Below are 13960 nucleotides of genomic sequence, written 5' to 3'. Positions count from 1 at the left end.
GATGACGGAAGACCTGAACGAGACCGACACGACCGAGGCCGTGGACGTCGTCTCGCGGGTCCTGGCGAACGCGCAGTCGCGCTCGTCGGGATATTCGCGGTTCGTCGCGGGCGGAGCCCAGGCGCTGCAGAGCGACGGGCAGGACGTCCAGCGCGACGGCGAGCAGAGCAGCGACGGCGACCAGTTCGACCGGGCCGATCGGCAGGCGCTGCGGCGCGTGGCCGGTCTGTCCACCGAGCTCGAGGACGTCACGGAGGTCGAGTACCGCCAGCTGCGGCTGGAGAACGTGGTGCTGATCGGCGTGTACTCGCAGGGCTCGATCGAGGACGCGGAGAACTCCCTGCACGAGCTCGCCGCCCTGGCCGAGACGGCGGGAGCGACCGTGCTCGACGGCCTGCTGCAGCGCCGCCCGAACCCCGACCCGAGCACCTACCTGGGCAAGGGCAAGGCCGAGGAGCTGGCCGGCCTGGTCGCCGCGCTCGGCGCGGACACGGTCGTGGCCGACACCGAGCTCGCTCCGAGCCAGCGCCGCTCGCTGGAGGACGTGGTGAAGGTCAAGGTCATCGACCGCACGGCCGTCATCCTCGACATCTTCAGCCAGCACGCCACGAGCCGCGAGGGTAAGGCGCAGGTCGAGCTCGCTCAGCTCGAGTACCTGCTGCCGCGCCTGCGCGGCTGGGGCGAGTCGATGTCCCGCCAGGCCGGTGGCCAGGTCGGCGCCGGCGCCGGCATGGGCTCGCGTGGTCCGGGTGAGACGAAGATCGAGCTCGACCGCCGCCGCATCCACACCCGCATGGCGCGCCTGCGCAAGCAGATCACCGCGATGAAGCCCGCTCGGGAGGCGAAGCGCGCCAACCGCAAGCGCAACGCCGTGCCGTCGGTCGCCATCGCCGGCTACACCAACGCCGGCAAGTCCAGCCTGCTCAACCGGATGACGCACGCGGGCGTGCTCGTCGAGAACTCGCTCTTCGCGACCCTCGACGCGACGATCCGCAAGTCCGAGACCCCGGACGGGCGCGGCTACACGCTCGCCGACACCGTCGGCTTCGTGCGCGCCCTGCCGCACCAGCTGGTCGAGGCGTTCCGCTCGACGCTGGAGGAGGTCGCCGACTCGGACATCATCGTCCACGTCGTCGACGCCTCGCACCCGGACCCCGCGGGGCAGATCGCGACCGTTCGCGACGTCATCGGCGAGGTGGGCGCCCGCGGGATCCCCGAGATCATCGCGTTCAACAAGTCCGATCTCGTCGACGAGGGGCAGCGGCTCGTGCTGCGCGGTCTCGCTCCGGGCGCCGTCTTCGTGTCGGCGCGCACCGGCGAGGGGATGGACGAGCTCCAGGCGAAGATCGCCGAGATCCTCCCGGAGCCGCAGATCGAGATCGACCTGCTCGTGCCCTACGACCGCGGCGACGTGGTCTCCTCGCTGCACCGCAACGGCCGGATCCTCTCGACGCAGTACGTCGAGGGCGGCACGCACGTCCACGCGCTCGTGCACGAGGATCTCGCCGGCTCGCTGGGCGAGTTCGCGGCCCCCGTCGCCGCCGTCGAGGCGTAGCGGCGGAGCCGGCGACCGCACTCGAAGCGCCCGCGACCACGGATCAGCTCCGCGGTCGCGGGCGCTTCGTCGTCGGCGCTGCGCGAGCTGGTGGCCGGCATCCGTGGAACGCAGGAGGGGCGGACGGCTCGATGCCGTCCGCCCCTCCTGCGCGTGCGCGCCGCCTCAGACCGAGCGGAGCACCGCGACGATCTTGCCCAGCACCTCGGCCTCATCGCCGAGGATCGGCTCGAAGTTGGAGTTGCGGGGGAGCAGCCAGGTGTGGCCGTCGCGCTGGCGGAGGACCTTGACGGTCGCCTCGCCGTCGAGCATCGCTGCGACGATCTCGCCGTTCTCCGCGGTGCGCTGCGAGCGGACGACGACCCAGTCGCCGTCGCAGATGGCCGCGTCGATCATCGACTCGCCGACCACCTTGAGCATGAACAGCTCGCCCTTGCCGACCAGCTGGCGGGGGAGCGGGAAGACCTCGTCGATCTGCTGGTCCGCCATGATCGGCACTCCAGCCGCGATCCGCCCGACGAGCGGCACCATCGCCGCGTCGGCGACCGTCGCCGTCGACTCGAACGAGCCGTCGTCCTCGGTGGAGCTCGGCACGTCGATGAGGATCTCGAGCGCGCGGGGGCGGTTGGGGTCGCGGCGCAGGTAGCCGCTCAACTCGAGCTGGTTGAGCTGGTGCGTGACGCTGGAGAGCGAGGCGAGGCCGACGGCGTCGCCGATCTCGCGCATGCTCGGCGGATAGCCGCGGCTGGACACCGAGCGCTGGATGGCGTCGAGGATCGCGAGCTGCTTCGCGCTGAGGTTCTTCCGGCGGCGGCCGGCCGCGGGCTTCGCCGCCGCCTTCGCCTTCGGCGCCGGAGTCGTCGTCCTGGCCGGCTTCGCTCCGGCCGTCTGCGCGTCGCTCACGATCGTCCCTCTCTCGGTGCGCACGCCGCGTGCGCGCCCTCTCCGCCCGAGCCGAGCACCGATGTCGGTGGTCGCTGCTGTACTGACTGCGGACTCTCGAAACTGTATCCGGCGGGGGTCCGCGTTCGAAACATTCGTTCGAGTGTGTCGCGCGATCCAGCAACGGATGCGACGCGACGGGGTCTTGCCCGACGCGGTATTCGAAGATATATTCGGAACAGAGGTTCGGACCGGGTCCTCCCGGCCGAGGCCCCGGCCCGAACCCCTGCTGAAAGGAGCGATCACCATGACCGCACAGTTCTCCACCCTCGCGCAGCACCAGACCTCCGCACAGCACGTAACCGGTGCAGAGGGGTCCGTTACGCGCACCCGCCTGCGTCTGACCCGTCGTGGTCGCGCCGTGCTCGCGACCCTGGGCGCTCTGCCGCTCGTCGCCGGAGCCTTCGTCTTCGGCCTCAACGGCGGTGGAGCCGTCGCCTCGGGTGAGAGCGCCGACGTCGAGTTCCAGTACGTCACCGTCCGCGCGGGCGAGTCCCTCTGGTCCCTCGCGGAGGAGATCGCACCGGACTCCGACCCGCGCGACGTCGTCTACGACATCCAGTCGCTCAACCAGCTGGCGAACGCCGGCCTCGAGCCCGGGCAGCGCCTCGCCATCCCCGCGCAGTACGACATCGCGGGCTGATCGGAGCCGTCGGGGCCCCGGTACCATTCCGGGGTGACGACTCTCGACGATCTCCCCCTCCGCGACGACCTGCGCGGTCAGCAGCCCTACGGCGCTCCGCAGGCCGTCGTCCCCGTGGCTCTCAACGTCAACGAGAACACCCACCCCGTGCCCGACGACGTCATCGCCGACATCGTTGAGCGGGTGTCCGTCGCCCTCCGGACGGTGAACCGCTACCCCGACCGCGAGTTCCGCGAGCTGCGCGACTCCTTGGCCGGCTACCTCGGCCACGGCCTGACCGCCGACTCGATCTGGGCCGCGAACGGCTCGAACGAGGTTCTCCAGCACGTCTTGCAGGCCTTCGGCGGTCCCGGCCGCTCTCTGCTGGGCTTCTCGCCGACGTACTCGATGTACTCGATCCTCGCCTCCGGCAGCGGCACCCGCTACATCGGCGTCGACCGCGAGGCCGACTTCCGCGTTTCCGGCTCGTACGCCGCCGACGCGGTGCGCCGGGAGCGCCCGGACATCGTCTTCCTCTGCGCCCCGAACAACCCCACCGGCACCCCGCTCGACCTCGAGACGATCGCCGCCGTCTACGACGCGACCGACGGCATCGTCGTCGTCGATGAGGCCTACGCCGAGTTCGCCGGCCGGGACGCGCCCACCGCTCTCAGTCTGCTCGAGGGCCGCCCGCGCCTGCTGGTCTCGCGGACGATGAGCAAGGCCTTCGCCTTCGCGGGCGTCCGGCTCGGCTACCTCGCCGCCGACCCCGCAGTGGTGGACGCCCTCCGCCTGGTCCGCCTCCCGTACCACCTCTCCGCGCTGACGCAGGCCGCCGCGACGGCCGCGCTCGCCCACGCCGACGAGATGCTCGCGATGGTCGGCGAGATCATCGTCCAGCGCGACCGGATGATCGACGGCCTGCGCGCCCTCGGCTACACGCCGCACGAGACGGGCAGCAACTTCGTGCTCTTCGGCGGTGTCGCCGACCCCGGTGCGATGTTCGAGGCACTCCTGGCCCGCGGCATCCTGATCCGCGACGTCGGCATCCCGAACCACCTGCGGGTGAGCGCGGGCACCGAGGCCGAGACCACCGCCTTCCTCGAGGCGGTCGCCGCGCTGCCGGCGCCGGCGGCGGATCCCGCGGTCGCGCTCGCCCGCGAGTAGCCGCCCGGAGGGTCGGCGGCGCCCCGAATAGACTGGAGGCATGACCTCCTCGAGCGCCGATCCCGGGCGCACCGCCACCCTCCGTCGTGCCACCAGCGAGTCGAGCATCGAGCTGTCGATCGACCTCGACGGCACCGGTGTCGCGGACCTCTCCACCGGCGTGCCCTTCTTCGACCACCTGCTGACGGCGTTCGCGAAGCACTCGCTGACCGACCTGACCGTCCGCGCCACCGGCGACATCGAGATCGACATCCACCACACCGCCGAGGACATCGGCATCGTCCTCGGCACCGCGATCAAGCAGGCGCTCGGCGACAAGGCCGGCATCTCCCGCTTCGGCGACGCCCTCGTGCCGCTCGACGAGGCGCTCGTCCAGGCCGTGGTCGACATCTCGGGCCGCCCCTACCTCGTGCACACCGGCGAGCCGGAGGGCTTCGCGCTGCACCTGATCGGCGGCCACTTCACCGGATCGATGGTCCGCCACGTCTTCGAGGCGATCGCCTTCAACGCCGGCCTGACCGTGCACATCACCGTGCTCGGCGGGCGCGACCCGCACCACATCGCGGAGGCCGAGTTCAAGGCGTTCGCGCGCGCGTTCCGCCAGGCCAAGGCCTTCGACCCGCTCGTCGCCGGCGTGCCGTCGACGAAGGGCTCGCTGTGAGCGGCGCCCGGCCGTCCGTCGTCGTCTACGACTACGGGTCTGGCAACGTCCACTCGGCCGTCAAGGCGCTCGAGCTCGCCGGTGCCGACGTCGAGCTGACCTCCGACCGCACCCGCGCCCTCGAGGCCGACGGCCTGCTCGTCCCGGGTGTCGGCGCGTTCAGCGCGGTGATGTCGGCGCTGACGGCGGCGCGCGGCGGCGAGATCATCGAGAAGCGCCTCGCCGGCGGTCGCCCGGTGCTCGGCATCTGCGTGGGGATGCAGGTGCTCTTCGAGCGCGGCGTCGAGCGCGGCGTCGAGAGCGAGGGCCTGGGGGAGTGGCCGGGGACGGTCGACCTGCTGCCCGCCGAGGTGGTGCCGCACATGGGCTGGAACACCGTCGAGGTGCCCACCGGCTCGCGCTTGTTCGACGGCATCGAGGACGAGCGCTTCTACTTCGTGCACTCGTACGGCGCCCGGGAGTGGACGCTGGACGTCATGCCGCCGTTCCCGCGCCCCGCCGTCACCTGGGCCGACCACGGCGGCCCCTTCATCGCCGCGGTGGAGAACGGCCCGCTCTCGGCGACCCAGTTCCACCCCGAGAAGTCCGGCGCCGCGGGTCTGCGCCTGCTCTCGAATTGGCTGGGCGGGCTCCGCACGAACTAGGATCGGCCGGTGGTCGGCGGCGCCTAGGCGCCGAGGCCGCACCAGCTCCGAGACTGAGGATGACGATGAGCGAGTTCACCAAGGCCCCGGGCCTGGTCCTTCTCCCCGCGATCGACGTGGCCGGCGGCAAGGCCGTCCGCCTGACGCAGGGTGAGGCGGGCACCGAGACGAACTACGGCGACCCGATCGACGCGGCCGGCGACTGGGCTGACCAGGGTGCGGAGTGGATCCACCTCGTCGACCTCGACGCCGCCTTCGGCCGCGGCGACAACCACGGCATCATGAAGAAGGTCATCCGCCAGGTGAAGGGCGTCAACGTCGAGCTCTCCGGCGGCATCCGCGACGACCGCAGCCTCGAGTCCGCGCTCAACGCCGGCGCGAAGCGCATCAACCTCGGGACCGCCGCCCTGGAGAACCCGGAGTGGGCCGCCAGCGTCATCGCGCAGTACGGCGACCAGATCGCCGTCGGGCTCGATGTGCGCGGCACCACCCTCGCGGCCCGCGGCTGGACGAAGGAGGGCGGCGACCTCTGGCAGGTCCTCGAGCGCCTCGAGGAGGCCGGCTGCACCCGCTACGTCGTCACCGACGTCACCAAGGACGGCACTCTCAAGGGCCCGAATCTCGAGCTGCTCGAGCAGGTGATGGCCCGCACGCACCGCCCCGTCATCGCCTCGGGCGGCATCTCGAACCTCGACGACATCGCGGCGCTCCGCGGCCTCGTCCCGCAGGGCCTCGAGGGCGCGATCGTCGGTAAAGCGCTGTACGCCGGGGCCTTCACGCTCGCCGAGGCGCTCGACGTCGCCTCCGAGTGACCGGCACGCCCTCGGGCGAGGGCCGCGCGCTCCCCGCGCACCTGACCGACTCGGCCGGGACCCCGTGGGCCGGCCGGCACTTCGAGCAGAGCGCCTCGACCGATGACGACGGCAGTGCGCCCGAGGTCCTCGTCCGAGCGCTGCGCGCGTTCGGCGCCGGCGCGGCGGGTCCGGAGGCGGTGGTCGACGCGCTGCGCGACTCGCGCCTGCTCATCCCCCTGGTCGCGAAGCTCGGCGAGGAGGCCGAGGGTGTTGCCGGCCTCCGCGCCGACAAGTCGCAGGAGCTGTCGATCGTGACGGTCGCGGGGCCGGACGGCCGGACGGTGCTCCCGGTCTTCAGCGACGTCGAGGCGATGCGCCGCTGGGACCGGCTCGCGCGTCCCGTCCCCGTCGACGGCCGGCGCGCGGCGCTGGCCGCGGTGGCGGAGGAGACCGAGCTGATGGTCCTCGACCCCGCCTCGCCGCACGAGTTCGCCGTCCGCCGACCCGCGCTCTGGTCGATCGCCGAGGGGTCGCCGTGGCGGCCGAGCCCGGCCGACCCGGAGGTCCTCGACGCCCTGCGCGCGAGCGCCGCCGCGGAGGAGGCCGTCGTTTCGCTGGGCGTGCGTCCGGGTGACCCCGATCAGCGGCTCAGCGGACCGGAGCTCGTCATCGTGCTGGAGCTGCGGCCCGGGCTCGACCGCGCGGCACTCGGAGCGCTGGTCTCGCGATTGGGCGAGCGCTGGGCCGCCGACGAGACCGTGGCCGCCCGGGTCGACTCGATGACCCTCCAGCTGGCGTCCGCTCCTCCGAGCTGACGCGGATGCCGCGGCTCAGGTGACCGGGCCGGTCCACTTCTCGCCCGGGCCCTTGCCGATCGGGTCGGCGATCGGCGAGGCCTCGCGGAAGGCGAGCTGCAGCGTCCGGAGCCCGTCGCGCAGGCTGCGAGCGTGCATGTCGCTGATGTCCGGGGCGCCGGCGGTGACCAGGCCGGCCAGGGCGTTGATCAGCTTGCGCGCCTCGTCGAGGTCGACCTGGGCGCCCGGCTCGTCGGCGAGACCGCACTTCACGGCGGCCGCGCTCATCAGGTGCACCGCCGCGGTGGTGATGATCTCGACCGCCGGCACCTCGGCGATGTCGCGGGCCGCCTCCACATCGGAGGAGTCGTCGCCGAAGCGTCGGGCGTAGTCGTCGTCGTGCTGAGCCATGGGTCCCTCGTTCGATGCGTCCGGCGCTCGCGAGCGCCCCGAGGCGGTGCTCGAGTGGGCGCTCACGGGGGAGGGGGAGTGGCGGGCACCGCCCTCTGCCCTTCCGGCCGGAAGTCTGCTATGGTGATGCGGGCTCCGAGGCATGTCCTCGGTTCGAAAGTGGAGATTCTCCCACCCGCGCTTGACCGCTTCACTAGGTTACCGGGTCAGAAGCACTCCGCCTCCGGCAACGGGGGCAGGGCTGCGGTCCTCGAGACACGTCTCGGGGAGCGCGTCGTAGGGTGCAGCGCAGCGCAGTAGACGCGCTTCGCACAGGGAAATCACCTCTCTCGGGATGCGCCGGACGAAGAATCCGGCCGCAGAGCAGCAACTCACCGAGATCAGAGGAGAAACGCAATCAGCGATCCCCGTACCAACGACCGAATCCGCGTCCCCGAGGTCCGCCTCGTGGGTCCCGCCGGAGAACAGGTCGGCGTCGTGAAAATCGAGGTCGCCCTGCGACTCGCGCAGGACGCAGACCTGGATCTGGTCGAGGTTGCTCCCAACTCCAAGCCTCCCGTCGCCAAGATCATGGACTACGGGAAGTTCAAGTACGAGCAGGCCCAGAAGCTCAAGGAAGCCCGTCGCAACCAGGCGAACACGATCCTCAAGGAGGTCCGTTTCCGCCTGAAGATCGACAAGCACGACTACGAGACCAAGCGCAAGCGCGCCGAGGGCTTCCTGAAGGCCGGCGACAAGGTCAAGGCCATGATCCTGTTCCGCGGTCGCGAGCAGTCCCGCCCCGAGATGGGCGTGCGGCTCCTGCAGCGCTTCGCGGAGGACGTGTCCGAGTTCGGCCAGGTCGAGTCCACCCCGACCATCGACGGTCGCAACATGGTGATGGTCATCGGCCCGCTGAAGAACAAGTCCGAGGCGAAGGCCGAGGCGAACGCCGTCCGCGCCGCTCGTCGCGAGGCCAACACCCCCGAAGAGGAATCGGCCGAGGCCGAATCCGTCTGATACTTCGCCGCCCCGTCCTCGGGGCCGGTGGACGCCCCGCTCGCGGGGCACCAGTTTCGCCCGCCGAGTGCGCGTGCGACGTCGACAAGGAGAGAACATGCCCAAGATGAAGACCCACTCGGGTGCCAAGAAGCGTTTCAAGGTCACGGGCTCCGGCAAGCTCATGAAGCAGCAGGCCGGTATGCGTCACAACCTGGAGTCGAAGTCCAGCGTCCGCACCCGTCGCCTGAACCAGGACCAGGTCCTCGCCCCGCAGGACGCCAAGGTCGCCAAGAAGCTTCTCGGCCTGTAGTCGACCACCACGGCAGTCCGCTGCCGTCGTAGTCCTCGACAACCGACCCGGATCGTAAGGAAGAAAGAGAAATGGCAAGAGTCAAGAGGGCGGTCAACGCCCACAAGAAGCGTCGCGTCATCCTCGAGCGCGCCAAGGGCTACCGCGGCCAGCGCTCGCGTCTGTACCGCAAGGCCAAGGAGCAGGTCACCCACTCCCTCGTCTACTCGTACCGCGACCGCCGCGCCAAGAAGGGCGAGTTCCGCCGCCTCTGGATCCAGCGCATCAACGCCGCGTCCCGTGCGAACGGTCTGACCTACAACCGCTTCATCCAGGGCCTCGCCCTGGCCGGCATCCAGGTCGACCGCCGCATCCTCGCTGACCTCGCGATCACCGAGCCCGCGACCTTCACCGCCCTCGTGGCGAGCGCGAAGGCCGCCCTGCCCGCTGACACCTCGGCCCCGAAGGCCGCGTAGTCCGCAGCACGTCTCCGGAGGGGGTCACGACGAGAGTCGTGGCCCCCTTCGTCGTTTCCGCAGGACCCGGTTCTCGCAGGACCTCGTTCCCCCGGGTCGGCCTTCCCGGCGGGCGACGTGTCGACCGGGCCCCGCGGTGGCGCGCCGATAGGCTCGCCGCATGCTCGACAATCCCCGTTCTCCCCGTGTCCGCTCCGTCGCCAAGCTCACCCGGCGCCCGGCACGGCAGGAGTCGGGGCTCTTCCTCCTCGAGGGCCCGCAGGCGATGTCCGAGGCGCTGCGCTACCGGCCCGAGCTGCTGATGGAGTCGTTCGCCACTCCGACCGCGCTCGAGCGCCACCCCGAGATCGTCGCCGCGGCCGAGGAGGCCGAGGTCGAGATCGAGTACGTGACCGAGGACGTCCTCGACTCGATGGCCGACACCGTCACCCCCCAGGGCTTCGTCGCGGTCTGCCGGCAGTTCCCCACCTCGCTCAAGGACATCGTCGCGTCCGAGCCGCGCCTCGTCGCCGTGCTGGAGGAGGTCCGCGACCCGGGCAACCTCGGCACGATCATCCGCGCGGCCGACGCCGCGGGCGCCGACGCCGTCGTGCTGACCGGCCGCTCCGTCGACCTCTACAACCCGAAGGTCGTCCGCTCGACGACGGGCTCGCTGTTCCACCTCCCCGTCGCGGTCGGCGCCGAGCTGCCCGACGTGCTGCAGCGGCTGCGCGCCGCGGGGCTCCGCGCGGTCGCGGCCGACGTCAAGGGCGAGGGCCTGCTCGACGTGCGCGCCCGCGGCGACCTCGCGCAGCCGACGGTCTGGGTGTTCGGCAACGAGGCGCGCGGCCTCGAGGACGAGTCGCTCGAGCTGATGGACGGCGTCGTCGCGGTGCCGATCTACGGCGCCGCCGAGTCGCTCAACCTCGCGACCGCCGCCTCGGTCTGCCTCTACGAGAGCGCCTTCGCCCTCCGCTCCTGACATGCCGCTTCCCGAGCAGTTCTGAGACGTTTCGCGCCAGGACTGAGAGAAGACCACCTCGGCATGGTATGAGGCTGGGAGCGAGCCTCGGTTGTTGCGCTCTGGTTAAGAATCCGCTCATGATTTGACCCGCCCATGCCCGTGTGATTCTCTGACGGAATGGAAGCACCCTCCCAGGCCGGGCGATCGTCCGCTGCCGCCCGCGAGCCCCTCGTCGTCCTCGACGGGGTCCAGAAGCACTACGGCGAGTTCCAGGCGCTGAAGGACATCGACCTCACGATCAACCGCGGCGAGGTGGTCGTCGTGCTCGGTCCGTCCGGGTCGGGCAAGTCGACGCTGTGCCGCACGATCAACCGCCTCGAGACCATCTCCGGCGGCACGATCTCGATCGACGGCCAGACGCTGCCCGAGGAGGGCAAGGGGCTCGCCGCCCTGCGCGCCGACGTCGGCATGGTCTTCCAGTCCTTCAACCTCTTCGCGCACAAGACGATCCTCGAGAACGTCACGCTCGGGCCGATCAAGGTCCGCAAGCTCTCGCGCAAGGCCGCCGAGGCGGAGGCGCAGGCGCTGCTCGACCGCGTCGGCGTCGGCCACCAGGCCGGCAAGACGCCCGCCCAGCTCTCCGGCGGTCAGCAGCAGCGCGTGGCGATCGCTCGCGCGCTCGCGATGAAGCCGAAGGTGATGCTCTTCGACGAGCCGACCTCGGCGCTCGACCCCGAGATGATCAACGAGGTCCTCGACGTGATGGTCGGCCTCGCCGAGGAGGGGATGACGATGATCGTCGTCACCCATGAGATGGGCTTCGCCCGCAAGGCCGCGCATCGCGTCGTCTTCATGTCCGACGGCGAGATCCTCGAGGACACCGACCCCGAGTCGTTCTTCACCGCCCCGCGGACGGACCGCGCCAAGGACTTCCTCTCGAAGCTGATCACCCACTAGTTCTCCGGCGCCGCGGGTGGACCCCACCTCGGCCGCCGTTCGACAGGTCGACGCCCGAACCCCGGGAGCGACCGCACTCGCCCGCTCCAGCGGGCCACACCCCAGGAAGGACGATCATGCGCACCAAGCTCATGTTCATGACCGCGGGACTCGCCGCAGCGGCCCTCACCCTCGCCGGCTGCGCCGGTGACTCCGGGACCGGCGCCGGATCCGGCTCCGAGGGCAGCGGAGCGGCCTACGAGGTCGCCACCGACGTCACCCTCGAGGGCAGCCCGACATTCGACGCCATGACGGAGGCCGGCACGGTCACCATCGGCGTCAAGGAAGACCAGCCCGGTCTGGGCTACCTCGACGCCGCGACCGGGGAGCGCTCCGGCTTCGACATCGAGATCGCGAAGTGGGTCGCGGCGTCGCTCGGCTTCGCCGAGGACAAGATCGAGTTCCAGCCGATCCCCTCGGCAAACCGCGAGGCGTCGATCGTGAACGGCGACATCGACTACTACGTCGGCACCTACTCGATCACCGACAAGCGCAAGGAGCAGGTCGGCTTCGCCGGACCGTACTTCGAGACCGGGCAGCAGCTGCTCGTCGCCGCGGACAACGACACCATCACGGGTCCGGACGACCTCTCGGCCGACACGACCGTGTGCTCCGCGACCGGCTCCACCCCGATCCAGAACATCCGCACCAACTACCCCGAGGTCCCGACCGAGGAGTTCGACACCTACTCGCAGTGCGTCGATGCCCTGGCCGACGGCCAGGTCGACGCGGTCACCACCGACGGCGCGATCCTGATCGGCTACGCCGCTCAGCGCCCGGACGACCTGAAGGTCGTCGGCGAGCCCTTCAGCACCGAGCTCTACGGCATCGGCCTCGCGAAGGACGACACCGCGCTGCGCGGCTTCATCAACGAGATGCTGACCGACGGCGGTGACACCTGGAGCGCGATCTACGACGAGACCCTCGGCCAGTCCGGCACCACGGTCGAGCAGCCCGCGGTCGACGCCTACTAGGCCGACACCCCTGAGGAGTCCCGGGGCGGCGCGTCGCGCATCGCCCCGGGGCCTCCTCTGCCCCGCGCCGCACCGGCGACCGCTCCCACCTCCCCGATGAAAGGGCACGCAGCATGGATGTTCTCTTGAACAACCTCGACGTGTTCGTCCCCGCGTTCGGCAACACCCTGCTGCTGTTCGTCGTGTCGCTCGTCTTCGCCCTCCTCCTCGGCACCGTGGTCGGAGCGATGCGCGTCTCGCCCGTTCCGATCGCGCGAGCGGTCGGCACCGTCTACGTCAACACCATCCGGAACACGCCGCTGACGCTGCTGATGTTCTTCTTCGCCTTCGGCTACCCCAAGCTCGACCTGCCGGACGTCGAGTACACGAACCTCGCGATCGCCGCCCTGAGCATCTACACCGCGACCTACGTCGCCGAGGTGCTCCGCTCCGGGATCAACACCGTGCCGATCGGCCAGGCCGAGGCGGCTCGCGCGATCGGCCTCGACTTCGGCCTCACGATGACCCAGGTGGTGCTGCCGCAGGCATTCCGCTCGGTCATCCCGCCGCTGATGAGCGTGCTGATCGCCCTCCTCAAGAACACCACCGTCGCCGCAGGCTTCTCGGTCGCCGAGGCCGGCACGATCGTCCGCGTGCTCAACGAGCGCGGCGAGAACAGCCTCATCGTCGTGCTCTGGGTCGCCCTGGTCTTCGTGGTCCTCGTCACGGCGCTCTCCCTCCTCCAACGTCAGCTCGAGAAGAAGTGGAGGGTCGCCCGATGAGCTCCGTCCTCTTCGACAACCCCGGACCCCGCGCTGTCGCTCGCAACCGCGTCATCGGCGCCGTCGTCGTCCTCGTCCTCGTGGCGCTGCTGGCTTTCGTGCTCTGGCGCTTCGCCGAGTCCGGGCAGTTCTCCGCGGCCAAGTGGCGGGCGTTCGGCTACCCGCTGGTCTGGCAGAGCATCGGCGCCGCGCTCGGGCAGACGCTCGCCGCCTTCGCCACCGCCGGCGTCGCGAGCATCGTGCTCGGCCTGCTGCTGGCGATCGGCCGACTCTCGGACCGCCGCTGGATCAACATCCCGGTCACGCTCTTCATCGAGCTGTTCCGCGCGATCCCGGTCCTCATCCTGATGATGCTGATGTACTACGGGCTCCCGTTCGTCGGGCTCAAGCTCACGCCGTACCTCGCCGTGGTCATCGCGCTGACGCTCTACAACGGCTCCGTCTTCTCGGAGATCTTCCGCGCCGGCATCGAGTCGCTGCCGCGCGGCCAGAAGGAGGCGGGCTACGCGATCGGCCTGCGCAAGGCGGGCGTCATGCGCCTGATCCTCTTCCCGCAGGCGATCCGCTCGATGCTGCCCGTGATCATCGCCCAGCTCGTCGTCGCCCTCAAGGACACGGCGCTCGGCTCGATCATCACCTACAACGAGCTGCTCTACTACGCCCGCTACCTCGGCAACCAGCCGAGCCTGGACAGCCCGATCATCCCCGCCGCCATCGTGGTCGGCGCCATCTACATCGGCATCTGCCTGATCCTCTCCGGCATCGCCAAGTGGGTCGAGATCCGCACCAAGACCGGCGGCCGCAAGGGCACCGGCCACCCCGCGGCTCGCGCGACCACCGACACCGCACTGATCGCCGCCCAGGACTGAACCGTTTGGTCGGGATCGCCTTCGGCGATCCCGACCGCGGTCGGCTTCCGAACGGGTCGCGTTCCGCAGAGCGCCCCGCGA

Annotated in this window: 17 protein-coding genes; 15 read left to right on the top strand and 2 right to left on the bottom strand. The window is 70.6% G+C overall.

All coding sequences use genetic code 11. The annotated features are described in order from the left end of the window. Position 1 precedes the first annotated feature (1 nt). On the top strand, positions 2 to 1555 hold the full coding sequence (hflX, locus tag HQQ86_RS07655) for a GTPase HflX (protein WP_173287581.1): 1554 nt from the start codon (positions 2 to 4) through the stop codon (positions 1553 to 1555). Positions 1556 to 1720: 165 nt separating this feature from the next. On the opposite strand, the gene lexA is transcribed toward hflX, so the two are convergent. After that, positions 1721 to 2458, bottom strand: a complete 738-nt coding sequence (gene lexA, locus HQQ86_RS07650; protein WP_160090245.1) for a transcriptional repressor LexA — start codon at positions 2456 to 2458, stop codon at positions 1721 to 1723. A gap of 286 nt (positions 2459 to 2744) precedes the next feature. On the opposite strand from lexA, the gene HQQ86_RS07645 reads away from it, so the two are divergent. From HQQ86_RS07645 to HQQ86_RS07620, 6 genes are all read left to right on the top strand, one after another. Continuing rightward, positions 2745 to 3140 (top strand): LysM peptidoglycan-binding domain-containing protein, encoded by a 396-nt coding sequence (locus HQQ86_RS07645; RefSeq protein ID WP_173287580.1) that lies wholly within the window; start codon positions 2745 to 2747, stop codon positions 3138 to 3140. Positions 3141 to 3173: 33 nt separating this feature from the next. Next, positions 3174 to 4286, top strand: a complete 1113-nt coding sequence (locus HQQ86_RS07640; protein WP_173287579.1) for a histidinol-phosphate transaminase — start codon at positions 3174 to 3176, stop codon at positions 4284 to 4286. Between the two features lie 40 nt (positions 4287 to 4326). Further along, positions 4327 to 4947: an imidazoleglycerol-phosphate dehydratase HisB gene (hisB, locus tag HQQ86_RS07635; RefSeq protein ID WP_173287578.1), complete on the top strand. Its 621-nt coding sequence runs from the start codon at positions 4327 to 4329 to the stop codon at positions 4945 to 4947. Further along, complete coding sequence (gene hisH, locus HQQ86_RS07630; RefSeq protein ID WP_173287577.1) at positions 4944 to 5591, top strand: imidazole glycerol phosphate synthase subunit HisH; 648 nt, start codon at positions 4944 to 4946, stop codon at positions 5589 to 5591. Before hisB ends, hisH begins: the two co-directional genes overlap by 4 nt. A 65-nt stretch (positions 5592 to 5656) precedes the next feature. Continuing rightward, positions 5657 to 6403 carry a bifunctional 1-(5-phosphoribosyl)-5-((5-phosphoribosylamino)methylideneamino)imidazole-4-carboxamide isomerase/phosphoribosylanthranilate isomerase PriA gene (priA, locus tag HQQ86_RS07625; protein ID WP_173287576.1) on the top strand — a complete coding sequence of 249 codons (747 nt, stop codon included), beginning with the start codon at positions 5657 to 5659 and terminating at the stop codon, positions 6401 to 6403. Further along, the gene (locus HQQ86_RS07620; RefSeq protein WP_367948586.1) at positions 6400 to 7200 is read left to right on the top strand and encodes an SseB family protein; all 801 of its coding nucleotides are present in this window, start codon (positions 6400 to 6402) and stop codon (positions 7198 to 7200) included. The genes priA and HQQ86_RS07620 overlap by 4 nt, the downstream gene beginning before the upstream one ends. 15 nt (positions 7201 to 7215) lie before the next feature. Here HQQ86_RS07620 and HQQ86_RS07615 read toward each other — a convergent pair whose 3' ends face one another. Continuing rightward, a complete protein-coding gene (locus HQQ86_RS07615) occupies positions 7216 to 7590 on the bottom strand; it encodes a DUF1844 domain-containing protein (RefSeq protein WP_133963637.1) in 375 nt (124 codons plus the stop codon). A gap of 396 nt (positions 7591 to 7986) precedes the next feature. On the opposite strand from HQQ86_RS07615, the gene infC reads away from it, so the two are divergent. The 8 genes from infC to HQQ86_RS07575 all read left to right on the top strand — a co-directional run bounded on the left by infC (position 7987) and on the right by HQQ86_RS07575 (position 13879). Then, a complete protein-coding gene (infC, locus tag HQQ86_RS07610; RefSeq protein ID WP_159986700.1) occupies positions 7987 to 8589 on the top strand; it encodes a translation initiation factor IF-3 in 603 nt (200 codons plus the stop codon). 97 nt (positions 8590 to 8686) lie between these two features. Next, positions 8687 to 8881 (top strand): 50S ribosomal protein L35, encoded by a 195-nt coding sequence (rpmI, locus tag HQQ86_RS07605; protein WP_056042364.1) that lies wholly within the window; start codon positions 8687 to 8689, stop codon positions 8879 to 8881. 71 nt (positions 8882 to 8952) lie between these two features. Next, positions 8953 to 9336, top strand: coding sequence for a 50S ribosomal protein L20 (gene rplT, locus HQQ86_RS07600; RefSeq protein ID WP_123444519.1), 384 nt, complete (start codon positions 8953 to 8955; stop codon positions 9334 to 9336). Positions 9337 to 9496: 160 nt separating this feature from the next. Then, the gene (locus tag HQQ86_RS07595) at positions 9497 to 10297 is read left to right on the top strand and encodes an RNA methyltransferase (protein WP_173287575.1); all 801 of its coding nucleotides are present in this window, start codon (positions 9497 to 9499) and stop codon (positions 10295 to 10297) included. A 159-nt stretch (positions 10298 to 10456) separates the two neighbouring features. Then, positions 10457 to 11236, top strand: a complete 780-nt coding sequence (locus tag HQQ86_RS07590; protein WP_123444517.1) for an amino acid ABC transporter ATP-binding protein — start codon at positions 10457 to 10459, stop codon at positions 11234 to 11236. A 116-nt stretch (positions 11237 to 11352) separates the two neighbouring features. Next, the gene (locus HQQ86_RS07585) at positions 11353 to 12249 is read left to right on the top strand and encodes a glutamate ABC transporter substrate-binding protein (RefSeq protein WP_173287574.1); all 897 of its coding nucleotides are present in this window, start codon (positions 11353 to 11355) and stop codon (positions 12247 to 12249) included. A gap of 113 nt (positions 12250 to 12362) precedes the next feature. Then, entirely contained in the window at positions 12363 to 13010 is a 648-nt protein-coding gene (locus HQQ86_RS07580) for an amino acid ABC transporter permease (protein WP_123444515.1), read from the top strand. Continuing rightward, the gene (locus HQQ86_RS07575) at positions 13007 to 13879 is read left to right on the top strand and encodes an amino acid ABC transporter permease (RefSeq protein ID WP_173287573.1); all 873 of its coding nucleotides are present in this window, start codon (positions 13007 to 13009) and stop codon (positions 13877 to 13879) included. Before HQQ86_RS07580 ends, HQQ86_RS07575 begins: the two co-directional genes overlap by 4 nt. Positions 13880 to 13960 lie beyond the last annotated feature (81 nt).

This window comes from Rathayibacter sp. VKM Ac-2857 (genome assembly GCF_013205025.1).
Lineage (GTDB): Bacteria > Actinomycetota > Actinomycetes > Actinomycetales > Microbacteriaceae > Rathayibacter.
Note: the sequence above shows the minus strand (reverse complement) of the source record. Positions and strands in the feature narration are given on the sequence as shown.

What these genes read in the sequence shown, in the direction of transcription:
- hflX (WP_173287581.1), top strand. Translation starts at nt 2, where the DNA reads ATGACGGAAGACCTGAACGAGACCGACACGACCGAGGCCGTGGACGTC.
- HQQ86_RS07645 (WP_173287580.1), top strand. Translation starts at nt 2,745, where the DNA reads ATGACCGCACAGTTCTCCACCCTCGCGCAGCACCAGACCTCCGCACAG.
- hisB (WP_173287578.1), top strand. Translation starts at nt 4,327, where the DNA reads ATGACCTCCTCGAGCGCCGATCCCGGGCGCACCGCCACCCTCCGTCGT.
- priA (WP_173287576.1), top strand. Translation starts at nt 5,657, where the DNA reads ATGAGCGAGTTCACCAAGGCCCCGGGCCTGGTCCTTCTCCCCGCGATC.
- HQQ86_RS07615 (WP_133963637.1), bottom strand. Translation starts at nt 7,590, where the DNA reads ATGGCTCAGCACGACGACGACTACGCCCGACGCTTCGGCGACGACTCC.
- rpmI (WP_056042364.1), top strand. Translation starts at nt 8,687, where the DNA reads ATGCCCAAGATGAAGACCCACTCGGGTGCCAAGAAGCGTTTCAAGGTC.
- rplT (WP_123444519.1), top strand. Translation starts at nt 8,953, where the DNA reads ATGGCAAGAGTCAAGAGGGCGGTCAACGCCCACAAGAAGCGTCGCGTC.
- HQQ86_RS07595 (WP_173287575.1), top strand. Translation starts at nt 9,497, where the DNA reads ATGCTCGACAATCCCCGTTCTCCCCGTGTCCGCTCCGTCGCCAAGCTC.
- HQQ86_RS07590 (WP_123444517.1), top strand. Translation starts at nt 10,457, where the DNA reads ATGGAAGCACCCTCCCAGGCCGGGCGATCGTCCGCTGCCGCCCGCGAG.
- HQQ86_RS07585 (WP_173287574.1), top strand. Translation starts at nt 11,353, where the DNA reads ATGCGCACCAAGCTCATGTTCATGACCGCGGGACTCGCCGCAGCGGCC.
- HQQ86_RS07580 (WP_123444515.1), top strand. Translation starts at nt 12,363, where the DNA reads ATGGATGTTCTCTTGAACAACCTCGACGTGTTCGTCCCCGCGTTCGGC.
- HQQ86_RS07575 (WP_173287573.1), top strand. Translation starts at nt 13,007, where the DNA reads ATGAGCTCCGTCCTCTTCGACAACCCCGGACCCCGCGCTGTCGCTCGC.